The organism is Bacillus sp. WC2503, assembly GCF_052682895.1.
The window spans coordinates 196,069-222,954 of the sequence record NZ_JBQYMD010000001.1; the positions used below are offsets into that span (position 1 = coordinate 196,069).

The following is a 26,886-nucleotide window of genomic DNA, read 5'->3' on the forward strand; positions in this document are numbered from 1 at the left end:
AGTGAAACTTTAATTCATGTTTTTTCATTCCCTCCAGTTCCTTTGCCCTGTTAATTTAATAAATACCCTTTTTATTAGGACGTAAACATGTATTATCGTTTTTGTATGTAAAAATCATAAAATATCGGTTGTTTGAGGAAGAAAAATAAAAAAGCCAAGGAGATAATTTATTTTCTCCTTGGCTTTTAAGATAATTCTTTTCGTTAAAACGAAGAAACACGCTGCTTCGTTTTTGGTACAATAATAAATTTGATCCAGATTACCCCGATTATCATAATAATTAAGGTATGTAGTAATTGACCTGTAGCAATGAGTATAACACTCGAAAATACAATGAGTTGAATGCTTAGCAATATAAAGATTAAGCGAAGAAATTGATTCATTCGTTTTTCAGTATCAATCGGATACAATGCTACAATAATATTTCCCGAAAAATATTTCCAAAGGGAACGAAGCTGCATAGAAATCATATATAGGACGATATATGCGATAGCGCCTTTTACGTATGTGTTTGGTATAAAATATAAGGCGAAGGCACCAATCAGCCCTAAGCGAATATATATACCGAAATAATCATTCCCGCGTAAAAATGCTAGTGTATGTAAATAGAAGAAAGTTGCTCGTTTTTTATGTAATAAAGGTTCAATCCAATTTGTAAGCCATTTTCTTTTGTTTACTTGCTTATTAAGTTGCGGAACATCGGTGAAGATGCTAGCAAATTGATAGAAACGAACGTTCATTTTTTCTTCTTGTTCAATTATGTAATCCCACGGTATTCGTTTTGTAGGCTGTTTTTTCGTATATAGAAGTAGGAAAGCAAGTAGTAAGAGCAATCCACCTAATATGAGAACATGTGCCGAGTAAAATAGCATGTAAATGATTAGGGCGTTACAAGCAATACGAATAATGAACCATATGTTTTTTTCATGGCTATCACGCCACATCCAATATATGTACATGTTCCAAGCTTTCGTAATCATTAAAACGATAAAGATTGTACATAAGAACGGTACAGTTAATTGTAATGATTGCATAGCAAGCGGAACGAGAATAAGGAACGTAAATAATAATGGGAAAATCTGAATGATGTAATTATATAGAAGAGATTTTTTAAAATAAGATGTTAGTTTCTCTTCTAATGTAAGCAAATAGACAGCATCAGGTTTTTGAATAAAGGTGCGAATGGGACATCTCATTATAATAAATGTAAGAACGGTCGTTATGAGTATGAGAGATATTCCTTTAGAAGGAGATGCTTTTAGAAACTGAGCATAATAATATGCGCCAACGCATGAAATAAAGATAAAGCTATATAATAAACCGTTAATCATACGTGCAAAGTATGTAATGATATTTTGAATGTGTTGTTGGAAGCGACTGCTCCATAGTGATTCGATTGACATGTTTTTCACCTCTTTGTTCTATTATATATGTTTTACAAAAGAAAAAACGAGCAAATTGCGTTATGCAACTTGCCCGTTTTTCTTTTCGTTATTTTTTTTCTGATCACGATTCATTAATGGATAGAAAGCAAATCCAATTACGAATAAACCAATTCCGAGAAGGAACGTTTTTATATCGGATGCACCGGTTTTAATAACCCATAGTGCGTAGCAAAGTGCGATCACTGCGACTATACCATCTGTAATTCTTGCCCGCATTTCATTTTTATATGTTTCACCAGTTGCGACTAATTTTAACTGGAAGATCGGTGAAACGAGATATGGAATGAGGTAGGCCAGTGTTGATACGGTAATAACGAATGTATAAGCTTCCGCAATAGTTCCTGATAATGTTGAGAATAAGAATACTTGCGACATAATGTTTGTTAATCGTAATGAGTAAATTGGACTTCCTTTTTTATTTGTTTTTGTGAAGAAGGAAGGGAAGAAACCTTCTTTTGCTGCTTGATACGGTACTTCTGAGCTTAATAAAATCCAGCCTAAGATAGAACCGAATAGGGAAGTAAGAGCAAGTAATGCCATCAGTTTCCCGCCGCCATGACCCATTGCAGCATTTAGTGCATCTGCTAACGGACGTTCAGAAGCTTGTAATGTATCAACGTGAAGGACACCCATTGTTAAAATTGTAATTCCTAAGTAAATTGCAACTGTAATAAGTAATCCCGCAACTGTTGCCCGTTTTACCGTTTTTGGAGAAACAGCCCGGTTTGATAAAAGAACGGCTGATTCAATTCCGATAAACGCCCAAAGCGTTGTAAGAGCGGCTAAATTTACTTGTGAAAGAAGACCGTGTGATACACCTGATTTATCGATCATCGGTGTGTACCATTGTCCAAACTTAGAAGCTTCGAATGCAAATAACGTAACGACGATAAATAAAAGGAATCCAGTCACTTTCGTTGTTGTTGCTAAGAAGTTTAGCTTTCCAGCTCCGCTTACACCATTAGTTAATATAATATGAGTTCCCCAAAGTAAGATGGAACAAATCGTAAATGTAATTAGTTTTCCGACTTCTATGTTAAACGAACCGATTGAAAATAGTAGTCGCGTATCTTTCATAATTGGGAAGAAAAGTGATAAATATCCCGCGAAAGATGTAATGATGGCAACGTTACTTGCCCAGTTTGCAACCCAATATCCCCATACCATACTGAAACCAGCCATTTTTTTCTTTTTTGGTGTTGAGAATAAAGCATATGCATGACTTTGTGGTCCTGTCGTTAAATCAGGACGACGAATTGCTAAATTACCAAAAACAAGAGCTAGCATTAAAACACCAAACCCTGTTGTTAACCAAGCTAAAGTGACACCGAGTGGGCTTGCTGTTTGTGCCAACGTACTTGGCACCATGAAAATCCCAGCGCCAACCATATTACCGACAACGAAAGCTGTTAGTACCCAAAAGCCCCATTTTTTTTGTTGCATAGAAAATACCTCCAAAGTTAGTATAACCAAGTCAAGCGAGGAGATATGTATGTCTTCCGATTAGAGAAGAGAAGTCCCAAACAAAACAAAAAAAGCACGTAATCTGCCGCTACATGCTTTCTATCTTATAAGAAACCCACGACATACCTCTCGATAGCTCTCCACAAACGAAACGTTTGTGACAGTTCTGCACTTATTAAATGCAGACCCAGCAAGTGTGCATGGTGGACACGACTTACTTCGGCAATCATTCCTTTCTCATTTCTTCATCAATGCCACTACATCTCCTGAAATGATACTCTTAATGACTGCAACCTCTACCTCACCGAGATACGAATGAGGATTTAAATATTAAATTAACGTATTTAAGAGTAACAAATGTATTTTTATACGTCAATGGATATAGTAATAATCAGATTATAGAGAAGAGTTTGTGATTAAAAGAGAGAGGGATTATTATGTAATATTGAATTTTCATAATATAATAAATGTTATTGACGCTAGAAGATTGAGAAGGGGATGAAGTATATGTCTGTATGTCATAAACATTCAGTAATAGGTGTGCTAGATTCGGGAGTTGGGGGATTAACAGTTGCGAGTGAAATTATAAGACAATTGCCTAAAGAGAGCATTTATTATATTGGTGATAATGAGCGTTGTCCGTATGGGCCAAGAAGTGTAGAAGAGGTACAATCTTTCGTATTTGAAATGGTTGAGTTCCTCAAACAGTTTCCGTTAAAAGCGCTAGTGGTAGCATGTAATACTGCTGCAGCTGCTGCATTGACTGCGCTGCAAGAAGCACTGTCTATTCCGGTTATTGGCGTTATACATCCGGGAGCAAGAGCGGCAATTAAAGTGACAAAGAAAGGGGAAATCGGAGTAATTGGAACTGTAGGTACGATACAGTCTAATATGTACGAAAAAGCATTACACGAGCTTGATACATATTTGGAAGTGCATAGTCACGCGTGCCCGACTTTAGCTACAGTTGCAGAAAATCAATTAGAAGATACAGCATATGTAACGCAGCAAGTGAAACAAGCTTTACTGCCATTAACGAAAGAAGATATAGATACGTTAATTCTTGGGTGTACGCATTATCCACTTTTAGAGTCCTATATAAAAAAGGAACTAGGAGAAGATGTAACGATTATTAGTTCTGCAGAAGAAACAGCGATAGAATTAAGCACAATTTTACAGCACAAAGGAATCCTGTCTGACAATTTGAATCCGAAGCATCGATTTTTTACAACAGGCTCTGTTTTATCATTTGAACATATTGCTGAGCTTTGGCTAGGATATGAAATTTCTGTAGAATGTGTGAATTTACCTATGGAAAAACAACTCGTGAAATAAAAAGAAGCTGATCTAAAACTAGATCAGCTTCTATATAAGATTAAACTAAGTTCAATACAGTTACTTTTTCACGTGTCATAGACTCAAGGCTCTTACGAATACCTTGTGCGCCCATACCTGAACCTTTTACACCGATGAATGGGAAGTGGTCAGGGCCGCGCTCTGTGCGTCCGTTAATTTGAACAGAACCAGTTTCGATTTTGTTAGCAATTGCAAATGCTTTGTTAATGTCTTTTGTGAAGACACTTGCTTGTAAGCCGAACTCTGATTTGTTAGCAATTTCAATTGCTTGCTCATCTGAAGAAACGCGGATGATTGGAAGGATTGGGCCGAATGGCTCTTCCCAAGCAACTTTCATTTCTTCAGTTACGTGGTCGATTAATGTTGGGTAAATTAAGTTACGCTCACGTTTGTTACCGATAACGATCGTAGCACCTTTTTCTACAGCGTCGTCAACTAAGCCTTGAACGAAGTCAGCAGATTTATCGTCAATTAATGGAACGATTGTGCTGTCTTGTTCTGGAGATCCAACTGATAGTTTAGCTACTTGCGCTTTTACTAATTCAACAAGCTCGTCCGCTACGTTTTCGTGTACAAGTACACGTTTAATAGCTGTACAACGTTGACCAGAGTAAGAGAATGCACCGCTTACGATATGGTTTGCAGCATCTTGTAAGTCAGCATCTTCACGAACGATACCAGGGTCTTTCCCACCAAGTTCTAGTACAAGTGGAATCATTGAAGCTTTTTTCGCTAAATGTTTACCTGTGTTTGTACCACCTGTGAACGATACCATATTGATACCTTCGTGTTCTACTAAGTAGTCACCAATTACAGAACCGCGTCCTGTAGCTACGTTTACAAGACCTTTTGGAAGGCCAGCTTTATGAAGTGCTTCAACCATTTTAATACCGCTAATTGCACCTTGAGTTGCTGGTTTGAAAATAACAGCGTTACCCATAATTAATGCTGGTGCAAGTTTTGCAGCAGATAAGTTTACTGGGTAGTTAAACGGTGCGATTGCTAATACAACACCAAGTGGTGCACGTTGGATAATCGCAAGTTTTGATTTTGTTCCGCCAGGGAAGCTATCGCCCATCATGCTTTCTCCGTGCATATGTAGAGCTTCTTCAATTGTGTAACGAATGAAATCAGCTGTACGAACAACTTCTTTCTTCGCATCTTTATATCCTTTACCGACTTCTTTCATAATAATATCGGCAATTTCATCTTGCATATTTACGAGCTCATCAGCCCATTTATATAAATATTTTGCGCGATCTTGTAGAGAAGCTTCAGCCCATGATTTTTGAGCTTCTTTTGCAGATGCAATTGCTTCATCTACTTCTCCGCGAGTAATTGCTTGTACTTGACCAATTACTTCGTGTAAGTATGGAGATGGAATGTCGATTGTTTGTCCTGAAGAGCTTTCTCTCCATTCTCCGTTTAAATAAAATTTGTACGTATTGCTAGTTGTCATGATTAGTCCTCCTAAAATAGCAACTTGTAAGAGTGAGTATAAGGTGATTGTAGGGGGTTTGATAATATTTTTCAAATGAAATGTTTGTGAAAACGATTTCTTATTCTTTTTTTATTTTGTATGCCCTTTCTTACAGAAGATTCCCTTATTTCAAACTGCTTTATCTCGTCATAAATCCTCTTCATTTTATCGTGATTGGTATCTATTTTCTTCAATTTGCAAAAAAAACAATTGACAGAATACTCAAAGAAGTTATAAGATTATAAATGGAAAATAAATGAAAGGGGTGTGCGTAATGATTGTAATCGTAAATGTAATGGGCTTAGCTCTGTTAAATAACGGAAAACATTCATATCATTACGCAACCCGTACGGATATATAGGGCATTTTTGTCTTATAAAAAGCGTACGTTGCGTATATCGTAACGTACGCTTTTATGCATTTTTGTGCATATCGTCAAGCGACGGTATGCTTTTTTTTGTCCAATTTGCTTGTTTCCATACTTTGTATGGTTACTATAAAACTGAAATTTGGAAGGTGGAAAAATGTGATGAGATTGTATGGGTTACGAAATGTAAATGTGATTGGTTTGGATAGCGGATAAAGAAATGAGAGTGGAACGAAAACGAGAAGGGAGAGGTTACATTGTTTTCAGTATTACTAAAGTTAAGATGGTTTTTTAAAGAGCATTGGAAGAGATATAGTATCGCAATTGGTGCGCTTTTAATTGTAAATATAGTTGAAGTCATTCCCCCAAAAGTACTAGGGGTTACGATTGATAATATAAAAACAGGAACGTTAACGAATGCAGCAATTATGGAGTCTATTCTTATTTTAATAGGAGTTACGATAGTTGGATATGGCCTTACTTTTGTTTGGCAGCATCAATTATTTGGAGGTGCGTTCGTACTTGAGAAGACGATGCGCTCGAAATTTATGGGGCATTTACTCAAGATGACACCGACGTTTTATCAAAAAAATCGTACTGGCGATTTAATGGCGAGAGCAACAAACGATTTAAAAGCAATCGCTATGACAGCTGGTTTTGGTATATTAACGCTTGTAGATTCTAGTTTATATATGCTTACAATCGTTTTTATGATGGGATTTACAATAAGTTGGGAGCTTACATTAGCGGCCCTTATACCGCTGCCAATTATGGCATATGCGATGAATATATATGGAAAGAAATTGCATGAAAGGTTTACAGTTGCGCAAGATGCGTTCGGTGATATGAATGATAAAGTACTTGAATCAATTGCTGGCGTGCGCGTGATTCGTGCATACGTACAAGAGAACGCAGATCAGGAAAGATTTCATCATTTAGGAGATGACGTCTACGAAAAGAATATGAAGGTAGCAAGAATCGATGCGTTATTCCAACCAACTGTGAAAATGCTTGTCGGTCTTAGTTATTTAATTGGTTTAGTGTACGGTGCATACCTTGTATTTCAATCAAAGGTGACACTTGGCGAACTAGTTTCCTTTAACGTGTATTTAGGGATGATGATTTGGCCGATGTTTGCAATTGGCGAATTAATTAATGTTATGCAAAGAGGAAATGCTTCGTTAGATCGTGTGAATGAAACGTTAGCATATGAACCAGATGTAAAGAATCCGAAAAATCCAAAGCTTGTACAAGATCCTGATTATATTCAGTTTGATGAAGTTTCTTTTTCCTATCCTTCATCAGCTGAAGAAAATTTAAAAAAGGTTTCTTTTACATTAAAACAAGGAGAAACGCTAGGGGTTGTCGGAAAAACAGGAAGCGGAAAAACGACGCTCGTACGTCAGCTTCTTCGTCAATATCCGCTTGGAGAAGGGGATATTGCAGTTTCTGATGTGACATTAGATAAAATGACGAGTGATAATGTACTCGGGTGGATTGGATATGTACCTCAGGAGCACATTTTATTCTCAAAAACAGCGAGGGAAAATATTTTATTCGGAAACAGGGAAGCGACTGAAGAAGAGCTCGAGAAAGCCATTGAAATTGCTGCGTTTACAAAAGACTTAGAGTTTTTACCAGAAGGATTAGAAACGCTCGTTGGAGAGAAAGGTGTTTCGTTATCAGGAGGGCAAAAGCAAAGGATTTCGATTGCGAGAGCGGTTATTCAAAATCCAGAAATATTAATTTTGGACGATTCGTTATCAGCTGTCGATGCTCGTACGGAAGCGGCGATCATTGAAAATATAAGAACGGAAAGAAGCGGAAAGACGACGATTATTACGACGCACCGTTTATCTGCCGTACAACATGCAGATTGGATTCTCGTTATGGATGACGGCGAAGTTATGGAAGAAGGCACGCATGACCAGTTACTTCGAAACGGAGGCTGGTATGCTGAGCAGTTTGAAAGACAACAAGGTGAAAATGAGAGTGCGGATAGTGGGGTGAAAATATGAGTGTTTCAAAACGATTGTTTCAATATGCGATGAAAGTAAAAGGGACGATTTTTGCAGCGATGGCGATGTTATTTATTTTCGTTATCGCTGAGCTTGCCGGTCCGTTCGTCGCTAAAACGATGATTGACGATCATATCGTCGCGATAGAAAAATCTTGGTATGAGACAGAAAAGAGTGAAGATGCTGTTGCATATAATGGCGCCTATTATAAGCGAAGTGATCGCTTTGAACAAGGTGAAAAAAAAGGAAAAGAAGTACGCGTGATGCAAGTCGGTTTTCAATATTACTTTGTACCAAATAAAGTAAATATTGAAGGGTCACGTTCTGTGAAAGGGGATATGATTACCATTCAAAATGGTAAGGCGGTGCAAGTGTATAAAGCGAAAGCATTAACGAAGGAAGAAGTGTTTGCGTTTTATAAGCCAGAAATAAACCCCCTACTGTTACTTGGTGGAGGCTATTTTGCTCTATTAGTAATTGTGTCATTATTTGCATATGGAAAGCAGTTTTTCTTACAGAAGGCAGCAAACAAAATTATTCAAATTATGAGGGAAGACGTCTTCTCTCATATTCAAACGTTACCGATTAGATACTTTGATCATTTACCAGCAGGGAAAATCGTTTCGCGTGTAACGAATGATACAGAGGCGATTCGGGATTTATACGTAACAGTGCTTGCGACATTCGTCTCTAGTTTCATTTATATTATCGGGATATTTGCAGCGCTATTTTTACTCGATGTGAAACTTGCGTCGTTCTGTTTATTAATTATCCCGATTTTAATTGTTTGGGCGATTTTATATAGAAAGTATGCATCTGTATACAATCATAAAATGCGTTCACGTTTATCCGATATTAACGGTACAGTGAATGAATCGATTCAAGGGATGCCAATTATTCAAACGTTCCGTCAAGAGCGTGAAACGAAAAAAGAGTTTGAAGAATTAAATGGCGATTATTTTAAGTATCAAAATAAAATTTTAAATTTAAATGCAGCAACTTCGCATAACTTAGTGTCTGTATTACGAAATATCGCTTTCACAGGTGTGATTTGGTATTTCGGGGGAGCTTCATTAAGTGCTTCAGGCATCATTTCTCTAGGGATACTGTATGCGTTCGTCGATTATTTAACGAGATTGTTCTCACCAATTACAAATATGGTAAATCAGCTTGCTAACTTAGAACAATCGCGCGTTGCATCAGAGCGTGTCTTCGAATTGCTAGAGGAAAAGGGAGAGGCAGTGGAAGAAGAGCGCATGCCTCGCTTACAAGGAAATGTGAAGTTTGATAATGTTTCGTTTTCTTATAATGGAAAAGATGAAGTGCTAAAAAATATTTCTTTTGAAGCGAAACAAGGCGAGACAGTAGCACTTGTCGGTCATACTGGATCAGGAAAAAGTTCCATTATGAATGTACTCTTTCAATTTTATGAGTTTGAAAAAGGGAAGCTTACGATAGACGGTCACGATGTAAAAGAAATGCCGAAACAAGCAACTCGTGAGCATATGGGAATCGTATTACAAGATCCGTTTTTATTTAGCGGGACGGTCGCTTCCAATGTAAGCTTAGAGAACGAAAAAATTTCAAAAGATCGCATCGTAAAAGCATTACGTGATGTGGGTGCGGAAAGGTTTGCGAACAATATAAACGAAGAAATTACGGAGAAAGGAAGTACACTTTCAACCGGAGAACGCCAGCTTATATCGTTTGCTAGGGCACTCGCTTTTGATCCAGCCATTTTAATTTTAGATGAAGCAACATCTAGTATTGATACAGAGACAGAGGCAATGATTCAACAAGCGCTAGAAGTTGTGAAAAAAGGGAGAACGACGTTTATTATTGCTCACCGTCTTTCAACAATTAAAAGTGCGGATCAAATTATTGTACTCGATAGAGGAACAATCTTAGAAAAAGGCTCTCATGATGAATTGATGAAAAAGCGTGGGCGTTATTACGATATGTACAAAACGCAAATGGAAGGAAACCAGAGCGCTTAATGCGGGGAAGAACTTGCGATTGTCGCAAGTTCTTTTTTGTTAGCAAAATGTCGGCGATAAAGGTACATAATAAGAAGTATTATTTTACCTTTCCTACAATTAATGCTATATTAAAAAATGTTACTTATTTTTTGTATGTAGCGTTATTTTTCCATTTTGTTTGATTATGAAGAAAAAGGATAAACTAAATAAGAACATTTTCATTGAAAAATTGTTCAAGATTGCATACAATCAATATAGTTTTTAAATTCCTATCAGAATACTTGGAGGATTACCATCATGAAAAAATTATTTTCAGTGCTTGCAGTAACTACATTAGCGATCGGGATTGTAGCCGGCTGCGGTAAAGAAGAGAAAAAAGATACAGCTAGTCAAGACGCATTACAAAAGATTAAACAAAGCGGTGAACTTGTAATTGGTACAGAAGGTACATACCCACCATTTACGTTCCACGATTCAAGCAATAAATTAACTGGATTTGACGTTGAATTAGCAGAAGAAGTTGCAAAACGTTTAGGTGTAAAACCTGTATTTAAAGAAACACAATGGGATAGCTTACTTGCTGGTTTAGATGCGAAGCGTTTCGATATGGTTGCGAACGAAGTTGGTATTCGTGAAGATCGTCAAAAGAAATATGATTTCTCTAAACCATACGTTTCATCTTCAGCAGTATTAGTTATTGCAAAAGATAAAGATAAACCTGCTACATTTGCTGATGTAAAAGGGTTAAAAGCAGCGCAATCTTTAACAAGTAACTATGCAGATATTGCTAAGAAAAATGGTGCGGAAATTACTAACGTAGAAGGCTTTAGCCAAGCGGCAGAATTGTTAAACACTGGCCGTGTTGATTTCACAATTAATGATAAGTTATCAGTATTAAACTACTTAGAAACGAAAAAAGATGCAAAAATTAAAATTGTAGATACAGAAAAAGAAGCTTCACAAAGTGGATTCTTATTCCGTAAAGGTAGCGATAAGCTTGTACAAGAAGTTGATAAAGCGTTAGAAGATATGAAAAAAGATGGTACGTACGACAAAATAGCGAAAAAATGGTTCGGTGAAAATGTATCTAAGTAGTGCATTGGTTTCAGATCGATTGTCTACTTGGATAGATATTATGCAGTCTTCCTTCATGCCTATGCTGAAGGAAGCTGTCTTTACGACAATTCCATTAACGCTTATTACATTCATTATCGGAATTATACTGGCGACGTTAACAGCGCTCGCGCGTATTTCAGGTAGTCGTATTTTACAATGGATTGCTCGTATCTATGTATCTATCATTCGCGGAACGCCACTTCTTGTACAGTTATTTATTATTTTCTATGGTCTTCCAACTCTTAATATTGAAGTTGAGCCGTATACAGCAGCAGTTATTGGATTTTCATTAAATGTTGGTGCGTATGCATCTGAAATTATTCGTGCTTCTATCCTTTCAATTCCGAAAGGACAGTGGGAAGCAGCTTATACAATTGGGATGACATATCCACAAGCATTAAAACGTGTTATTTTACCGCAAGCAACGCGCGTATCAATTCCGCCGCTTTCGAATACATTTATTAGCTTAGTGAAGGATACTTCATTAGCATCGTTAATTTTAGTAACAGAAATGTTCCGAAAAGCGCAGGAAATTGCGGCAATGAACTATGAGTTTTTAATTGTTTATTTTGAAGCAGGTCTTATTTATTGGGTTATTTGTTTCTTATTATCAATCGTACAACAGATGTTAGAAAAGCGTTCAGAACGCTACACATTAAAATAATCCTTTTACAAAAGGAGTTTTTGTTTTTATGATTTCAATTCAGCACTTACAAAAAAGTTTCGGAGATAATACCGTACTAAAGCATATAGATCTATCAGTTGAGAAGGGTGAAGTTGTTGTTATTATCGGACCTTCTGGATCTGGTAAAACGACGTTTCTACGTTGCCTAAACGTTCTAGAAACACCGAACGCTGGTAGCATTCGTATCGGCAATAAAGAGCTTGATTTCGCTCAAAAAGTATCGAAGAAAGATATTGTAAATCTTCGTACACAAACAGGAATGGTGTTCCAACATCATAACTTATTCCCGCATTTAACAGCCATTCAAAATGTAATGGAAGGGCTCGTTACAGTGAAAAAGATGGGGAAAGAAGAAGCGAAGAAAAAAGCAAACTATTTCCTTGAAAAAGTTGGTTTAGCAGATAAAGTGGATTTATATCCGTTCCAATTATCAGGCGGACAACAACAGCGCGTTGGAATTGCTCGCGCGCTTGCGATGGAGCCGGAAGTGTTACTATTTGATGAACCGACGTCAGCACTTGATCCTGAACTCGTTCAAGAAGTTCTAAAGGTAATGAAAGAACTTGCTAAAGAAGGCATGACGATGGTTATTGTAACGCATGAGATGCGTTTTGCTCATCAAATTGCGAATCGCGTTATTTTTATGGATGGCGGTGTCGTTGTCGAACAAGGTACACCAGAAGATGTATTTACAAATCCAAAAGAAGAACGCACGAAGAAATTTTTACAAATGCTTCAATAATTAAGAAAGGTCTCAAGGCATATGCCTTGAGACCTTTTTGCCATATATATTTATTTTTGGAATCCGCCAAGGCTTTGCTCAGCCATTGCAACTAGACGTTTTGTGATTTCTCCACCAACAGAACCGTTAGCACGAGCCGTAGAATCTGCTCCTAATTGTACACCAAATTCTTGAGCGATTTCGTACTTCATTTGATCGATTGCAGCTGTTGCTCCTGGTACTACTAATTGATTGTAAGAACTTTGGTTTGCCATAGGAATATATCCTCCTTAGAGTTATAAAAATTTTTTTGGTTGGACTAGCTGGATTTGAACCAGATATTATCGCCCCGTTTGGCGCTAATCCATCGGTAATTAAGTTTGTACTCATAGTATGGATGTTACCTAGAAAGATATACAAAATAATAATTTGTAAATTTTGTCAAAAAAACGTAGTGATTTCGTAAATTATGAAATAAGAGTAATCGTTGTATTTTTAAGAAAGAAGGCTAAACTAAGAGCGATATTAAATATGGTGTTCTCTTTGAACCCTACTATGTTAGGGCTAATAATTAGCTTTTTATTGATGGTTTATGAAAGTGAGATACATTACAATTGCAGCTTAGTAATATAAAAACTAAAAAGGCATTAACTTCTCATTTCTGGTTTAACTAGGGATGGGGCATGGAAAGGGAAAGGGAAAGAAAGGAACTGACCGTATCTACTCATGGCTAGATGCTTTCTTCAACCTAAAAAGAAAGAACTTTAAATGATGTTAAACGATAATGTATGGAGGAATCATGATGGGGATTTGCCCGCTTTGCAACGCATTCGAATCACAAACCTATTCTTGTCAAAATTGCCAAGGTATACTCCAAGATTATGGGAAAACTGTAGATTACATAGACGATTATAGTGCGTATATGGATCAGGAATTATTAAGTGAGGTAGATGGATTAACACATAATCATTCACAAGAATATTGCAATCATATTTTTTATTGCGGAGTATGTAACGTGGAAACTGAGGTTGTAGTAAAACTTGTGTAAATAGAAAACTTCCACCTTATGAATGAGGTGGAAGTTTTTGTTTTCGTATTTGTGAGTGAATCATAGGAGAAGGGATATGTTCGGTGTTTGATGAAGTCCCTAATTTCATTTGGGACATTTTTTCTTTTGCATCGCGCAAAGAATGTTCAGTTAAGTAGATAGCATATTCGTAAAATAATTGGCGCGTCAGTTCACTTTGTTCTTTTAACTTTTCATCTTGGAATACAGTTCGCCCAGGTTTTGAATTTGCTTCAAATAGCCACGGATTTTCCTGCATGTCTAAACCAATATCAAAACCGATTTCTCCAATGTTCCCAGTTACTTGCCCATCGAGCGCGTAACTTATTTGCAAGGCTGTTTGTTTTAATTTATTTTCAATTTGAACTTGTTTCGTTGAATCTGGAAAAAGTTCTTGTAGTAATTTTGTATCACCACCGCTATTTACATGTGTGGTTAAGCTACCTTTGCCAGCAATTTTGGCGACGATGGCACTGACGACCCAATTACCGAAATGGTTTTTATTTGTATGAATGCGAAAATCAACAGGTTGCCCGTCGAAGCGAAGTAAAGAAATACCTTGCTGTACGATAAACTTCTTTAAATCATGTCCTTTTAATACGTGGTTCAGAAGTGTTTCTAATGATTGATACTTTCTTAGTTTATTCTCTTCATTTTCGCGATAACGACAGTAGTAGCAATTCTCTGTTTGAGAATAAAATAGTTGATGAATATTTCTTCCGAAGCTACCGTGTATCGGTTTCATGTAAATTGATTTATATGTGCCAAGAAACCGTTCTACTTGTTCGAAGTGCTGAAATGTCTCTGTGTTTGGTAATAAAGGCACAATTGAATCGTCCTTCATGAGAAGTTGATGAACGTCCCATTTATTAAAAAATCCTGGGTTAAACCATGGAATGTTATAGTCATGTTCTAATTTCCTTTTTGCTCTAACGATTGGTTTATAATTTTCTGCTTTACGATTTGGTAGTCGATCGTAAATGACATTTGGCAAAGGAACTTTTTTCTTTAGCCATTTTCCTTCTTGAAAGAAATACCCATCAATCGTTTCTTCTTCCCAGTTTATATGTTGAACGCCAAAAACGAATACGAACGGTCGTAATGTAAATGGTGGTGTTAGCAACTCACTGAGAGATGTGGAACGGTTTCCTAAAGGAATAGGTGAGTCATCGTTAAAACCAGTTGTGAAAATACCGACTAATGGTCCGAAAATAATTGTTTCATTTTGTGTAAAGGCATGAATGGTAGTGGAATGAGGGAGTAAAAGTTTTTCTGCAATTCGTTTTCCAATCATAATTTCACGAGTAAAGGAATAATGAATTTTTACCTCTTCACTTGCAACATGGCGTCTGCCGAAGGAAAGGGATGTAATAGGTGGTGTAATAGAAAAAATGTAAGGTAAAGTAATACTATTTGGATGCTCATCTGAAATGTTTAATGTATATATGTGCTCTTTCAAAATGGGATTCCCTCCTTTCGTTATGGTGTAAAGCGGCTAAATTTTAGTGGTCCGTGAAAGATCTTTTCAGCTAACGAATCATTATGATGAATGTAACGTTCGTAAGGGGGAATCGTGTTGACATACATAAGCCAAATCGCCCCTTTTTGATCCATAATTGTGGAAAGTTCTAGTTCGAATAAAGAAGAATAAGATTGATCTAATGTTTGAAACACTTCATTTATAATGTCGTGTAAAGCGTCTTGTAATAGTTGCACACCGGTATTAGATAGTACATATTTAATTTTTGATAATGAATGCAGCGAGGAATCATCCGTTACGGAAAGTAAAAATTGATTCGGAAATGAGCTTTTTTGTATAAATTGACCGATAACGTTCCATTTTTGTTCTTTATTTTTTTGCAAAATGGTTCGAATGTGGAGTGGATACGTTAGTTGGTTCGGTGGTTGTAGCATCGTATGGGCGATATAACGTGTTGATTGTATGTTAGATTTGTACCAAGATATAAACTCATCTGTCCGTTTGATTGGAGTAGAAGTATGATATGCGTCATGTATTGTATCGATATGAAACGTTTTATTTTTATAAGCGATCCGGTACAGACTTTCATTGGAATGTGTATGAGTAGGACGTATAATAATATCTTTTGTTTTTAATAAAAGTTTGAAAATGTTGTGTATCGTTGCTATTTCAAATTTTGGTATATAAGGAAATAATTTTTTATTAGTAAGAAATAAATCATGTAGTTCGCTTAAGTCAATAAGTGTGTTATTTAAAAAGGTAGTGGAAGGACGGTTGTGTAATGAATGAATAATTGATTTAGCTTTTTCAAAGTCTGTATCCTCGTTAAAAGAAGAACGATCGTATATATAAGAAGGAATAGGGAATGTTTGCTCTTTCCATTTTCCTGTATCTGTATCATAAATAAGACCAGAAACAAGGTCTGTTTTAGGATCAATACAAAATGGTGTAAACTGGGCAACGACATTATGATAAAGCCGAGCGCGTTTGGCGATTTCGGTGTAATACGTTTGCTCATAATGAGGCCGGGAAGTTAAAATACCGAGAACCAACGAAATCACTCCTTTACTAACAAAGTGTTGGCATAATAGGCGAAGCTATATATTGCAAATACATTTTTATACCATTATACTTTTGTCCGTATGATGATATGCTATAGTTTTGGAGAAGCGAAAGGTTGATTGTAATGAATATATGGTTGAATATGTTAACGACGACAGGGCTCGGAGCGATTATTGGAGGATATACGAACCACTTAGCGATAAAAATGTTATTTCGTCCCCATCGTCCTATTTATATTGGAAAGTTTCAATTGCCATTTACACCTGGATTAATTCCGAAGCGACGTGATGAGCTTGCTGTTCAATTAGGGAAAATGGTAGTCGAGCATTTGTTAACGCCAGAAGGAATCGGAAAAAAGCTAACAAATGAAGAGTTTCAAAAAAGTTTAATTCACTGGGTGCAAGTGGAAGTGGATAAAGTCATTACGAATGAACAATCACTGCGACATATGTTAGAAAAATGGAATGTAGCACATGTAGAAGAAGAGGCGACCGGGAAAATCGAGCATGTGATTACAAAAAAAGTTCAGGAATTTTTAGCGGAGTACTATACATATACATGGGAACAAGCTTTACCTCATTCTGTACATGAAAAAATAGAGAATGCAATTCCAAATGTCTCGGCTTTTATTTTAGAGCGAGGAATTGAATTTTTTGAAAGTGAAGAAGGGAAAGCGCGCCTTTCAAAAATGATTGATGATTTCTTTGCTTCTCGTGGAACATTACTTAACTTAGTCGGGATGTTTCTAGGGAATGTAAGTGTAGTGGATCGTGTGCAGCCAGAGGTAATTAAATTTTTAGGTCAAGATGGTACGGAAAAGCTTTTAACTAATGTACTGCAAAAAGAGTGGGAAAAGTTAAAGGGAAGAGATGTAAAAGAATTAGAAACGTTTGTAGAAAAAGAAATGATTGTAAGCTCCATATTGTCTGCAGTTAAAGTTGAGGAAACAGTGAGTAAGTTTTTAAACCAATCTGTACAGCAAGTGTGTGCGCCAGTTCGAGAAACAATCATTGAAAAAGTGGTTCCAAGCGCAGTAACGAAAGGCTTGAAGTGGGGGACAGAAAATGTAGAGACCATACTAAATAATCTACATCTTGCGGAAATTGTCCAGCAAGAAGTGTCTACATTTTCAACAGAGAGACTAGAAGATTTAGTTCTGTCCATTACAAAAAATGAGCTGAAAATGATTACGTATTTAGGTGCCTTATTAGGCGGAATGATTGGACTCGTGCAAGGGTTGTTACTGTTGTTCCTTAGGTAGTAAAGATAAGTACATAGAAATAAGAGTGAAATTTCTTCACATCTCTTGCATAGTTTGATATGGTAAGAAGAGGTGCGTATGTAAATGCACTTAAAAGGCAGTGTGAGCGAAAAGCGCTAGCCTTCTAAAGGAGGAAAAATAAAATGACAAAAAACATTCATGATGTAGCATATGAATTACAAAAAGCAATCGCTGAAAACGAAGACTTCAAAACTTTAAAAGAGAGCTATGCGGCAGTACAAGGAGATGCAGCTTCAAAGAACTTATTTGAAGAGTTCCGTACGATGCAACTTAGCCTACAACAAAAAATGATGCAAGGCCAAGAAATCACTGAAGAAGACAACCAACAAGCACAAGAAGTTGTAGCTCGCATTCAACAAGATGCTAAAATCACAAAATTAATGGAAACTGAGCAACGCCTAAACGTTGTAATCGGTGACGTTAACAAAATTATCATGAAGCCACTTGAAGAATTATATAGCGCGCAACAAGCGTAATAGTGGAAGACGCTCCTTTATGGGGCGTCTTTTTTGTTTAGGGAATTAAGTTTAAAAGTAAATGTTATTTTAAAAAACAAATTAATTGTAAGCGTATTCTTTAAGGGTTGTCAAAATACTGTCAAATTCATATTGTTGGAAAAATAATGCATTTGTAATATAATGATACATGATACTTCACCATATTAATTAACTAGGTGAAATTAAAATCTTTATTACACACATTATGAAATAAAGGGATGATTAGTTTGATGAGTACAGGTGTAAAAGCAAACGACGTGAAGACAAAAACAAAAGGAGCAGATCTTGTTGTTGATTGTTTAATTAAACAAGGTGTTACACATGTTTTCGGTATTCCAGGAGCGAAGATTGACTCTGTATTTGATGTATTGCAAGAAAGAGGACCAGAGTTAATCGTTTGTCGTCATGAACAAAACGCAGCATTTATGGCAGCTGCTATTGGTAGATTAACAGGGAAACCGGGTGTGTGTCTTGTGACTTCAGGACCAGGGACATCAAATTTAGCGACAGGTCTTGTTACTGCGAATGCGGAGAGTGATCCCGTTGTTGCTTTAGCTGGTGCAGTTCCACGTACGGATCGATTAAAACGTACCCATCAATCTATGGATAATGCTGCACTATTCGAACCAATCACAAAATATAGCGTAGAAGTAGAGCATCCGGATAACGTACCAGAAGCACTATCAAATGCATTTCGAAGTGCTACCTCCACAAATCCGGGAGCAACTTTAGTAAGTCTTCCGCAAGATGTTATGACTGCGGAAACGACTGTAGAGTCTATCGGTGCGCTTTCTAAGCCACAGCTTGGAATCGCTCCCACATATGATATTACATATGTGGTAGAAAAAATAAAATCAGCGAAATTACCAGTTATTTTACTCGGTATGAGAGCGAGCACAAATGAAGTGACGAAAGCTGTTCGTGAATTAATTGCTGATACAGAACTTCCTGTCGTTGAAACGTATCAAGCAGCTGGTGCAATTTCACGTGAGTTAGAAGATCATTTCTTCGGCCGCGTTGGATTATTCCGTAATCAACCAGGTGATATTTTACTAGAAGAAGCGGATCTCGTTATTTCTATCGGTTATGATCCAATTGAGTACGATCCGAAATTTTGGAATAAACTTGGGGACAGAACGATCATTCATCTTGATGACCATCAAGCAGATATCGATCATGATTACCAACCAGAGCGTGAATTAATTGGCGATATCGCTTTAACTGTAAATAGCATTGCAGAAAAATTACCGAAACTTGTATTAAGCACGGAATCAGAAGCAGTGTTAGAACGATTACGCGCGAAGTTATCAGAGCAAGCAGAAGTTCCAAACCGCGCTTCTGAAGGTGTTACGCATCCGCTTCAAGTCATTCGCACACTTCGTTCTTTAATTAGTGACGATACAACTGTTACGTGTGACATCGGTTCCCATTCTATTTGGATGGCGAGATGTTTCCGTTCTTATGAACCACGTAGACTATTATTTAGTAACGGTATGCAAACGTTAGGTGTTGCACTACCTTGGGCAATTGCCGCTACTTTAGTTGAACCGGGAAAAAAAGTTGTTTCCGTGTCAGGTGATGGTGGTTTCTTATTCTCTTCGATGGAGTTAGAAACAGCGGTACGTTTAAATGCACCGGTTGTACATCTCGTTTGGAGAGACGGTACATATGATATGGTTGCGTTCCAACAAATGATGAAATACGGTAGAACATCAGCTACAGAGTTTGGCGATGTTGATCTTGTGAAATATGCAGAAAGTTTCGGAGCCATAGGTCTTCGTGTCAATACACCAGACGAATTAGAAGGTGTATTGAGAGAAGCATTAGAAGCAGAAGGTCCTGTCATTATTGATATTCCAATTGACTACCGTGACAACATTAAACTAAGTGAAAAACTATTACCAAACCAATTAAACTAATGGAGGCATGGTTGAGATGACTGTTGCGCAATTCATTGATATTGATGCAAAAAAAACAAAAATGAGTAATGAAGTATATCAAACATCTACAATGCTTGCGCTATTAGATGGTATATATGATGGTGTGATTAGCTTTGAGGAACTAAAAGAACATGGTGATTTTGGCATCGGCACATTTGATCAATTAGATGGTGAAATGATTGCATTTGATAATGAATTTTATCATTTACGTTCAGACGGTTCAGCGGAAAAAGTAGAGCCAGAAGAAACAACGCCATTTGCGACTGTAACGTTTTTTGAAAAAGAAATGAGTTATACGGTAGAGCGTCCGATGAATCGTGAAGAAGTTGAAGCGTTATTACATGAATTAATGCCGAGTAAAAACTTATTCTACGCTATTCGAATGGACGGTACGTTCCGTGAAGTAAGGACGAGAACTGTTCCAAGACAAGAAAAACCGTATACACCGCTCGTTGAAGTGACGAAATCACAACCAATCTTTTCGTTTAAAAATACAGAAGGTACACTAGCTGGATTTTGGACACCAGATTACGCGCAAGGCATTGGTGTAGCTGGGTTCCACTTACATTACATTGATGGTGAAATTCGCGGGGGCGGACATGTTTTCGACTATGTTATAGAAAACTGTACGATCCAAATTTGTCAAAAAGCTCATATGCATTTAGCACTTCCAGAAACAGCTGACTTTATGGCGGCTGAATTATCAAGAGAAAACTTAGAAAATGATATTGCGACTGCGGAAGGTGCAGAGTAAGAGGGAAAGACTGTTCCATTTTGGAACAGTCTTCTTTTATTCGTAATGTTATTATTTGTCGATAAATCGATATTTCTTGTCGAACCGTTGATATATTGTAAGTTACGATAGATATATTCGAAAAATCGTTGATATATTGTAAGTTACGATAGATATATTTGAAAAATCGTTGATATCGCTTATTTCTTTGAAACAAACCGATGCCCCTCATAATAAAACCGCCACGGATAATGCACAGCTTCTTCTGCATAGTCGATATTAATACGAGGTCCTGCTGTTATTTTATATTGTGATGACATATGTTCTTCTTCTGGAACGAGTTCAATATGTAACGTATCACTTTGTAATGATACGCCGCGTTCTTCTAAAGTAATTCCGAGTGCACGGCATAGTTTGCCAGGACCGTTTGTTAAATTTTTGTACTGTGCTTTCGTAATGTCTGTTTTGTTGTAGCGCGCTAGTTTTATTTCTTCAATCCCATCTACAGGTTCAAGCGCTCGAATGAGAACGCCTTGCGGGGTGCCAACTGGCGCTGTAATGACGTTAAAACAATGATACATACCGTAAATTAAATATACGTAAGCATGCCCCGGTGCGCCAAACATGACCTCTGTACGATCCGTTCGTCTGCCGCCATAACTATGTGCGGCCTTATCATCTGGGCCTTTATATGCTTCTACTTCCACAATGATGCCGCTTCGTTTTATTCCGTCTACAATATGAACGAGTTTTTGGCCGAGTAATTTCTTTGCGACTTCTAACGTGTCGCCTTCGTAAAAAGAAGGTGGTGCCTGCATTGTACTATCTCCTTTACTGAGTGTATATGTATATAGTAAACCAAATTTTCAGTAGTAATTCTAACTCGTTCTATTTGCTACATTTATTTCATAAATTATGGATAGAGTACAACAGCGAAGAGGGGGAGTGCGACATGATTTATCGCTTACTAGCTCTTAATATAGATGGGACACTACTATACAATAACGGAAAAATCGCAAAAGGATTACGAGAAACAATTGAATTTGTGAAAAGAAAAGATGTATACGTTACATTATTTACGAGTCGTAATTTTCAATCCGCTCATAAAGTAGCAAAGGCGTTAAAATTAGATTCTATATTAGTGACACATGGTGGTGCTTTCGTTTCAGCAACGTTAGATAAGCCTTACGTTCAAAGAAGATTATCTGAAGAGAAGACTTTTAACATTGTGCAAGTGTTAGAGCACTTTGATTGTAATGTACGCATTTCTCATGAGCGGTTTTCAATCGGAAACCGGGAGAGAAATACACCAAACTTAATTGCGCGTACTGTATTATCAAGCGCAGATCCGTTATTTTATCCAGTTCAATTTGTAGATTCGTTAGGCGATGCGCTTCGTGATCATCCGGTAGCGGCACCAAAAATTGATGTTGTTTTCCATAGTAAAGGTGAAAAGGAAAGAGGGCTAACTACGCTAAGAAAAGCATTCCAAGATATAGAGTATGTTGAATGTGACGCAAAACGAATAGAAATTTTGCCGCAAAATGTATCAAAGTTACGCGGATTACAGTTGCTTGGAGAGCATTTAAATATTTCGCTAAATGAAATGGTTGCGATTGGGGATAGCATGGAAGATTTAGAGGTCATTGAAAACGTTGGACTTGGGGTAGCGATGGGGAATTCGCCTGTAGAGTTAAAGCAAGCGGCAGATTGGATTACACGTTCAAATAGTGAGAACGGTGTAGAGTATATGATTAAAGAGCATTTCCGTAAGCAATTCCCACTTCCGTTTTTGAAAAACCATAAAAATACACCGAAACGATGAAAGAAAAACGTAGCTTTGTGGCTACGTTTTTTTGTTGAACTTACTAAAAGGAATGAAAGCGTTTTAGGTTGTGAATTGTGTATGAAATCTATACAATTCACTTGAATCCTTTAGAAAACTAATATAAAGTGGATGATGTTCCCAAAATAGTTACACCACATGAAATATTCTTCAGATAAATTTTATTGGGCTCCCGTATGTAAAACATTTCCGCATGATAGTGTAGTTCACGTATTATTTCAAAAATGAATTGTAGTAATTTTATTAATTAGTTGTAGCGTTTCTTTGTTTTATTTAAATGGATTATTTTAAGTTAATGTGAGTAAGATCTGGCACATATGAAATGTGTTTCTTTTTATGATTTTAGGAAGTTTAAAAGGGGGAATGAATTTCTTGAGGAAATCATTTAATCAAAAAATTAAAAAGTTAAGTAGTAGTTTAATAGTTGTATTACTAATATGTATGAATTTTTTAATCCATTTACCATTTAAAGCAGAGGCAGCTACAACAGAATTAAAAGGTTTAGGTGATGTATCTTATTACAACGCCATCATTTTTGGAGATCATAGTGCAACGAGTGCGGATATTGAAGGTGCGATGGCTGTTCAGAAAAATATGAACGCATCAAGTTATACAGTCGTAGCGGCTGCAACTGGAGCAAATAACTTAGCTGGAGCAACTTGGGTAGATGAAGGATATCCATCATTATTACTAGGCGGTCAATTTACGAAAGCGGGAGCAGGACAAGTAATTATTCAAGATGGAACAGTGGCGATGACAAAAGACGGTGACCCAGATGGCGCAATGAAAACGTCATATGACCGTATCTCTTATAAAGAGCAAGCGGAGATTGATGCTAAGTTTAAAGAATTTAGAAAAGACGTTGATGGTGTAATCGGGGATGCGGGCCAATTACACACTGATAAGCCAACACTTAATATGAGCTTTGGAATCGGTGAAGATGTAAACAACCCTAATATTTATGTCTCTTCAGGCCAAACGGGAAAGAAAACATTTGATGTAAAAGACGTTTATCTTCCAAATGTAGAGAATAAAGACTTCATTGTTATTTATTCAGATGCAGAAGAAGTGAGTTTTGGTGGCGGTGCAATTTTGTATGATACAAGAAATACTGGGATGGCAACAGACTTAATTAATACATCTCAAGCATACGACCCTAATTCATCTTTTACTGAGTTAGCTAGTAAGGTAATTTGGGTATTTCCTAATGCTACAAAGATAACAACTAAAGGTTATGGTGTAGTAGGTAGTGTGTTTGCACCTAACGCAGTTGTAAAAACAAAAGGTGGTTCTATTAATGGACAAGCCTATGTTGGAGGATTACACCAAAGAGATGGTTTTGAGGTTCATAACTTTAAATTTAACTGGCCAAAGTGGAATAAGCTAGCAGCTGAAAAAGGAAATTTACAAATTAAAAAAGTTGATGAAAACGATGAAAACATTGTTTTAAAAGACGCAAAATTTGATGTTATAGACAAAGATAATACTGTTGTGGCTACTGTTACAACAAACGAAAAGGGTATTGCGGAAGTAAAAGATTTACCACTTGGTGATTATTTTGTAAAAGAAATTAGTGCACCAGAAGGATATATAAAAGTTGATACACCAGTAAAAGTAACAATTGATAGTACAAACGTAATTGAACTTGTTATGAAGAATACGAAAAAAGTTGAAAATGGCCAATTTAAATTGTTGAAAAAAGATAATGAATCTGGTCAACTTCTACCAGGTGCAAAATTTGATGTTATCGATAAAGATGGGAAAGTTGTCGAAACAATTATTACAGACAGTAAAGGTGAAGCTTTATCAAAACAACTTCCAGTTGGAACATATACATTAAAAGAGGTAGAAGCCCCGAAAGGATATGAACTATCATCTAGTTCAGTTCCTGTAAATGTAGAGGCTAATAAAGTAATTACTGTAGATGTGTTGAATAAAAAAATCCCTGAAAAAGTAACAGGTCAATTCGAAATCGTGAAAGTAGATGCAAATGATAAAGAGAAACTATTATCAGGCGCAGAATTTGAAGTGTATAAAGATGGCAAGAAAGTAGATACGTTACGAACAGATAAAACAGGTAAAGTGATTTCTCAGAAATTAGAACCAGGGAAGTACACATTAAAAGAAACGAAAGCACCACAAGGATATAAGTTGTTAAAAGAAGAAATTGAAGTCGTTGTGGAAGCAAATAAAGTAGTACAAGTACAAGTGGAAAACGCGAAAGAACTGGGAAGCTTACAAATAATCAAAAAGGATGCAGAGAGTGGAAAAGTTCTAGCAGGCGCAGAATTTATACTGAAAAACGAAAGTGGTCAAGTAGTTGGAGAAACGAAAACAACAGATAAAGATGGCGTAGTGAAGTTCGAAAACGTAGTGCCAGGAAAATACACGTTAGAAGAAACGAAAGCGCCAGAAAGTTATAAAGCGCTGGAAGTGACAGTAGAAGTCAACATCGTAGCAAATGAAGTAGTAAAACAAGAAGTTACGAATGAAAAAGTAACAGGTCAATTCGAAATTGTGAAAGTAGATGCGAATGATAAAACGAAAGTATTATCAGGTGCAGAATTCGAAGTGTATAAAGATGGTGAAAAGGTAGCGGAACTGAAAACAGATGAGAGTGGAAAAGTGATGTCACCGAAATTACCATTAGGTGAATACACAGTGAAAGAGACGAAAGCACCAACGGGCTATAAACTTTCTAATAAAGAATGGAAAGTAACAATTCAAAACGAGAAAGAAGTAGTAAAAATAGAGGCAGAAAACGAAAAAATCTTAGGTTCTCTACAAATTATTAAAATGGATGATAAAGATCAAACGAAACGTTTAGCAGGCGCACAATTTACATTGAAAGATGCGAAAGGAAATGTTGTAAAAGAAGGAATTACAACAGATGAGTCCGGAACTGTAAAAGTAGACGGACTAGTGCCGGGGGAATATACGTTAGAAGAAACAAAAGCGCCAGAAGGTTATGAGTTAACAAAACAAGTAATTCATGTAACAGTTGACGGTGAAAAAGTTATTGATGTAAAAGTAACCAATAGTAAGAGCCTTGGTCAATTCGAAATCGTAAAAGTAGATGCGAATGATAAAGCGAAAGTATTATCAGACGCAGAATTCGAAGTGTATAAAGATGGTAAAAAAGTAGAGACATTACGAACAGATAAAACAGGTAAAGTAATCTCTCAGAAAGTAGAACCAGGGAAGTACACATTAAAAGAGACGAAAGCACCACAAGGATATAAGTTGTTAAAAGAAGAAATTGAAGTCGTTGTAGAAGCAAACAAAGTAGTACAAGTACAAGTAGAAAATGCGAAAGAACTAGGAAGCTTACAAGTAATCAAAAAGGATGCAGAGAGTGGAAAAGTTCTAGCAGGCGCAGAATTTATACTGAAAAACGAAAGTGGTCAAGTAGTTGGAGAAATGAAAACAACAGATAAAGATGGTGTTGTGAAATTCGAAAACGTAGTGCCAGGAAAATACACGTTAGAGGAAACGAAAGCGCCAGAAGGTTATAAGGCGCTGGAAGTGACAGTAGAAGTAAACATCGTAGCAAATGAATTAGTAAAACAAGAAGTATTGAATGAAAAAGTGAAAGAAAAAATAACAGGTCAAGTAGAAATTACAAAGGTAGATGCGAATGATACAAATAAAATATTAGCAGGCGCAGTTTTTGAAATTTTGAAAGACGGAACGAAAATAGACAAATTAACAACAGATAAAAATGGTAAAGCAACTTCCAAGAAACTTGAACCAGGAGATTACATTTTAAAAGAAGTACAGGCTCCAGAAGGATACACTTTATCTAATAAGGAAATTAAGTTTACGATTTCTAATCAAAAAATTGAAGTTATAAAACTTCAAATTACAAATCAAAAAGAGCCAGGTGGAGGAACAGAAACACCAGGTGGAGGAACAGAAACACCAGGTGGAGGAACAGAAACACCAGGTGGAGGAACAGAGACACCAGGTGGAGGAACAGAAACACCAGGTGAAGGAACGGAAACACCAGGTGGAGGAACAGAAACACCAGGTGAAGGAACGGAAACACCAGGTGGAGGAACAGAAACACCAGGTGGAGGAACAGAGACACCAGGTGAAGGAACAGAGAAGCCTAACTTACCCGAAAAAGGGGAAGGTTCTTCTAATAATCAACAACTTCCAGCCACAGGACATGATATGAACTATCTCCCATTCGTTGGTTTTGTTCTTGTGTTATTAGGAATACGTTTAAGATTTATGACTAAAAATAGTTAATAGATGTATAAAAGGCATAAGAGAAATGTTATCTCTTATGCCTTTAAGTTATTAATAGAAGGAATAAGATAAAACCTTCTGTATTGACCTGCAAA

At 36.8% G+C, this 26,886-nt stretch carries 20 protein-coding genes and 1 riboswitch; of the genes, 13 read left to right on the forward strand and 7 right to left on the reverse strand.

The annotated features are described in order from the left end of the window. Window positions 1–203 precede the first annotated feature (203 nt). Together ACUN26_RS01115 and ACUN26_RS01120 are read right to left on the reverse strand one after the other, a co-directional pair. A complete protein-coding gene (locus ACUN26_RS01115; protein WP_000021380.1) occupies window positions 204–1,403 on the reverse strand; it encodes an ABC transporter permease in 1,200 nt (399 codons plus the stop codon). A gap of 60 nt (window positions 1,404–1,463) precedes the next feature. Then, window positions 1,464–2,888 (reverse strand): amino acid permease, encoded by a 1,425-nt coding sequence (locus ACUN26_RS01120; RefSeq protein WP_001186296.1) that lies wholly within the window; start codon window positions 2,886–2,888, stop codon window positions 1,464–1,466. Between the two features lie 146 nt (window positions 2,889–3,034). Then, window positions 3,035–3,216, reverse strand: a riboswitch (Lysine riboswitch). Between the two features lie 200 nt (window positions 3,217–3,416). Between ACUN26_RS01120 and racE the strand changes: the two genes are divergently transcribed. Further along, entirely contained in the window at window positions 3,417–4,244 is an 828-nt protein-coding gene (racE, locus tag ACUN26_RS01125) for a glutamate racemase (protein ID WP_000109655.1), read from the forward strand. Between the two features lie 40 nt (window positions 4,245–4,284). On the opposite strand, the gene gapN is transcribed toward racE, so the two are convergent. Next, on the reverse strand, window positions 4,285–5,724 hold the full coding sequence (gapN, locus tag ACUN26_RS01130; RefSeq protein WP_000213650.1) for an NADP-dependent glyceraldehyde-3-phosphate dehydrogenase: 1,440 nt from the start codon (window positions 5,722–5,724) through the stop codon (window positions 4,285–4,287). 645 nt (window positions 5,725–6,369) lie between these two features. Between gapN and ACUN26_RS01135 the strand changes: the two genes are divergently transcribed. The 5 genes from ACUN26_RS01135 to ACUN26_RS01155 all read left to right on the forward strand — a co-directional run bounded on the left by ACUN26_RS01135 (window position 6,370) and on the right by ACUN26_RS01155 (window position 12,652). Beyond that, window positions 6,370–8,130: an ABC transporter ATP-binding protein gene (locus ACUN26_RS01135; protein ID WP_000493209.1), complete on the forward strand. Its 1,761-nt coding sequence runs from the start codon at window positions 6,370–6,372 to the stop codon at window positions 8,128–8,130. Continuing rightward, window positions 8,127–10,127 carry an ABC transporter ATP-binding protein gene (locus ACUN26_RS01140; RefSeq protein WP_000116601.1) on the forward strand — a complete coding sequence of 667 codons (2,001 nt, stop codon included), beginning with the start codon at window positions 8,127–8,129 and terminating at the stop codon, window positions 10,125–10,127. The genes ACUN26_RS01135 and ACUN26_RS01140 overlap by 4 nt, the downstream gene beginning before the upstream one ends. 279 nt (window positions 10,128–10,406) lie before the next feature. Further along, window positions 10,407–11,204 (forward strand): amino acid ABC transporter substrate-binding protein, encoded by a 798-nt coding sequence (locus tag ACUN26_RS01145; RefSeq protein ID WP_000732848.1) that lies wholly within the window; start codon window positions 10,407–10,409, stop codon window positions 11,202–11,204. Further along, window positions 11,191–11,889 carry an amino acid ABC transporter permease gene (locus tag ACUN26_RS01150; protein ID WP_000281495.1) on the forward strand — a complete coding sequence of 233 codons (699 nt, stop codon included), beginning with the start codon at window positions 11,191–11,193 and terminating at the stop codon, window positions 11,887–11,889. Before ACUN26_RS01145 ends, ACUN26_RS01150 begins: the two co-directional genes overlap by 14 nt. Window positions 11,890–11,917: 28 nt before the next feature. Then, window positions 11,918–12,652 (forward strand): amino acid ABC transporter ATP-binding protein, encoded by a 735-nt coding sequence (locus ACUN26_RS01155; RefSeq protein WP_000623596.1) that lies wholly within the window; start codon window positions 11,918–11,920, stop codon window positions 12,650–12,652. A gap of 50 nt (window positions 12,653–12,702) precedes the next feature. Here ACUN26_RS01155 and sasP read toward each other — a convergent pair whose 3' ends face one another. Beyond that, window positions 12,703–12,906, reverse strand: a complete 204-nt coding sequence (sasP, locus tag ACUN26_RS01160; RefSeq protein ID WP_000013349.1) for a small acid-soluble spore protein, SasP family — start codon at window positions 12,904–12,906, stop codon at window positions 12,703–12,705. A gap of 527 nt (window positions 12,907–13,433) precedes the next feature. On the opposite strand from sasP, the gene ACUN26_RS01165 reads away from it, so the two are divergent. Next, a complete protein-coding gene (locus tag ACUN26_RS01165; RefSeq protein WP_000510453.1) occupies window positions 13,434–13,679 on the forward strand; it encodes a hypothetical protein in 246 nt (81 codons plus the stop codon). 16 nt (window positions 13,680–13,695) lie between these two features. Here the strand turns inward: ACUN26_RS01165 and ACUN26_RS01170 are convergent, their stop codons facing one another. Both ACUN26_RS01170 and ACUN26_RS01175 read right to left on the reverse strand, forming a co-directional pair. Beyond that, entirely contained in the window at window positions 13,696–15,156 is a 1,461-nt protein-coding gene (locus ACUN26_RS01170) for a YheC/YheD family endospore coat-associated protein (RefSeq protein ID WP_000658085.1), read from the reverse strand. Between the two features lie 20 nt (window positions 15,157–15,176). After that, the gene (locus ACUN26_RS01175; protein ID WP_000242729.1) at window positions 15,177–16,229 is read right to left on the reverse strand and encodes a YheC/YheD family endospore coat-associated protein; all 1,053 of its coding nucleotides are present in this window, start codon (window positions 16,227–16,229) and stop codon (window positions 15,177–15,179) included. Window positions 16,230–16,363: 134 nt separating this feature from the next. Here ACUN26_RS01175 and ACUN26_RS01180 point away from each other — a divergent pair, with 134 nt between their 5' ends. From ACUN26_RS01180 to alsD, 4 genes are all read left to right on the forward strand, one after another. Next, the gene (locus ACUN26_RS01180; RefSeq protein ID WP_023441161.1) at window positions 16,364–17,500 is read left to right on the forward strand and encodes a DUF445 domain-containing protein; all 1,137 of its coding nucleotides are present in this window, start codon (window positions 16,364–16,366) and stop codon (window positions 17,498–17,500) included. 143 nt (window positions 17,501–17,643) lie between these two features. Next, a complete protein-coding gene (locus ACUN26_RS01185) occupies window positions 17,644–17,997 on the forward strand; it encodes a YlbF/YmcA family competence regulator (RefSeq protein ID WP_000164615.1) in 354 nt (117 codons plus the stop codon). Between the two features lie 251 nt (window positions 17,998–18,248). After that, a complete protein-coding gene (gene alsS, locus ACUN26_RS01190) occupies window positions 18,249–19,937 on the forward strand; it encodes an acetolactate synthase AlsS (RefSeq protein ID WP_000103538.1) in 1,689 nt (562 codons plus the stop codon). 16 nt (window positions 19,938–19,953) lie between these two features. Continuing rightward, window positions 19,954–20,712: an alpha-acetolactate decarboxylase gene (gene alsD, locus ACUN26_RS01195; protein ID WP_000215002.1), complete on the forward strand. Its 759-nt coding sequence runs from the start codon at window positions 19,954–19,956 to the stop codon at window positions 20,710–20,712. Window positions 20,713–20,891: 179 nt separating this feature from the next. Here the strand turns inward: alsD and ACUN26_RS01200 are convergent, their stop codons facing one another. Next, on the reverse strand, window positions 20,892–21,509 hold the full coding sequence (locus tag ACUN26_RS01200; protein ID WP_001148788.1) for a DNA-3-methyladenine glycosylase: 618 nt from the start codon (window positions 21,507–21,509) through the stop codon (window positions 20,892–20,894). A gap of 134 nt (window positions 21,510–21,643) precedes the next feature. Here ACUN26_RS01200 and ACUN26_RS01205 point away from each other — a divergent pair, with 134 nt between their 5' ends. Together ACUN26_RS01205 and ACUN26_RS01210 are read left to right on the forward strand one after the other, a co-directional pair. Beyond that, entirely contained in the window at window positions 21,644–22,516 is an 873-nt protein-coding gene (locus ACUN26_RS01205) for a Cof-type HAD-IIB family hydrolase (protein ID WP_000640435.1), read from the forward strand. A 393-nt stretch (window positions 22,517–22,909) separates the two neighbouring features. Further along, window positions 22,910–26,791: an MSCRAMM family protein gene (locus ACUN26_RS01210; RefSeq protein ID WP_041488054.1), complete on the forward strand. Its 3,882-nt coding sequence runs from the start codon at window positions 22,910–22,912 to the stop codon at window positions 26,789–26,791. Window positions 26,792–26,886 lie beyond the last annotated feature (95 nt).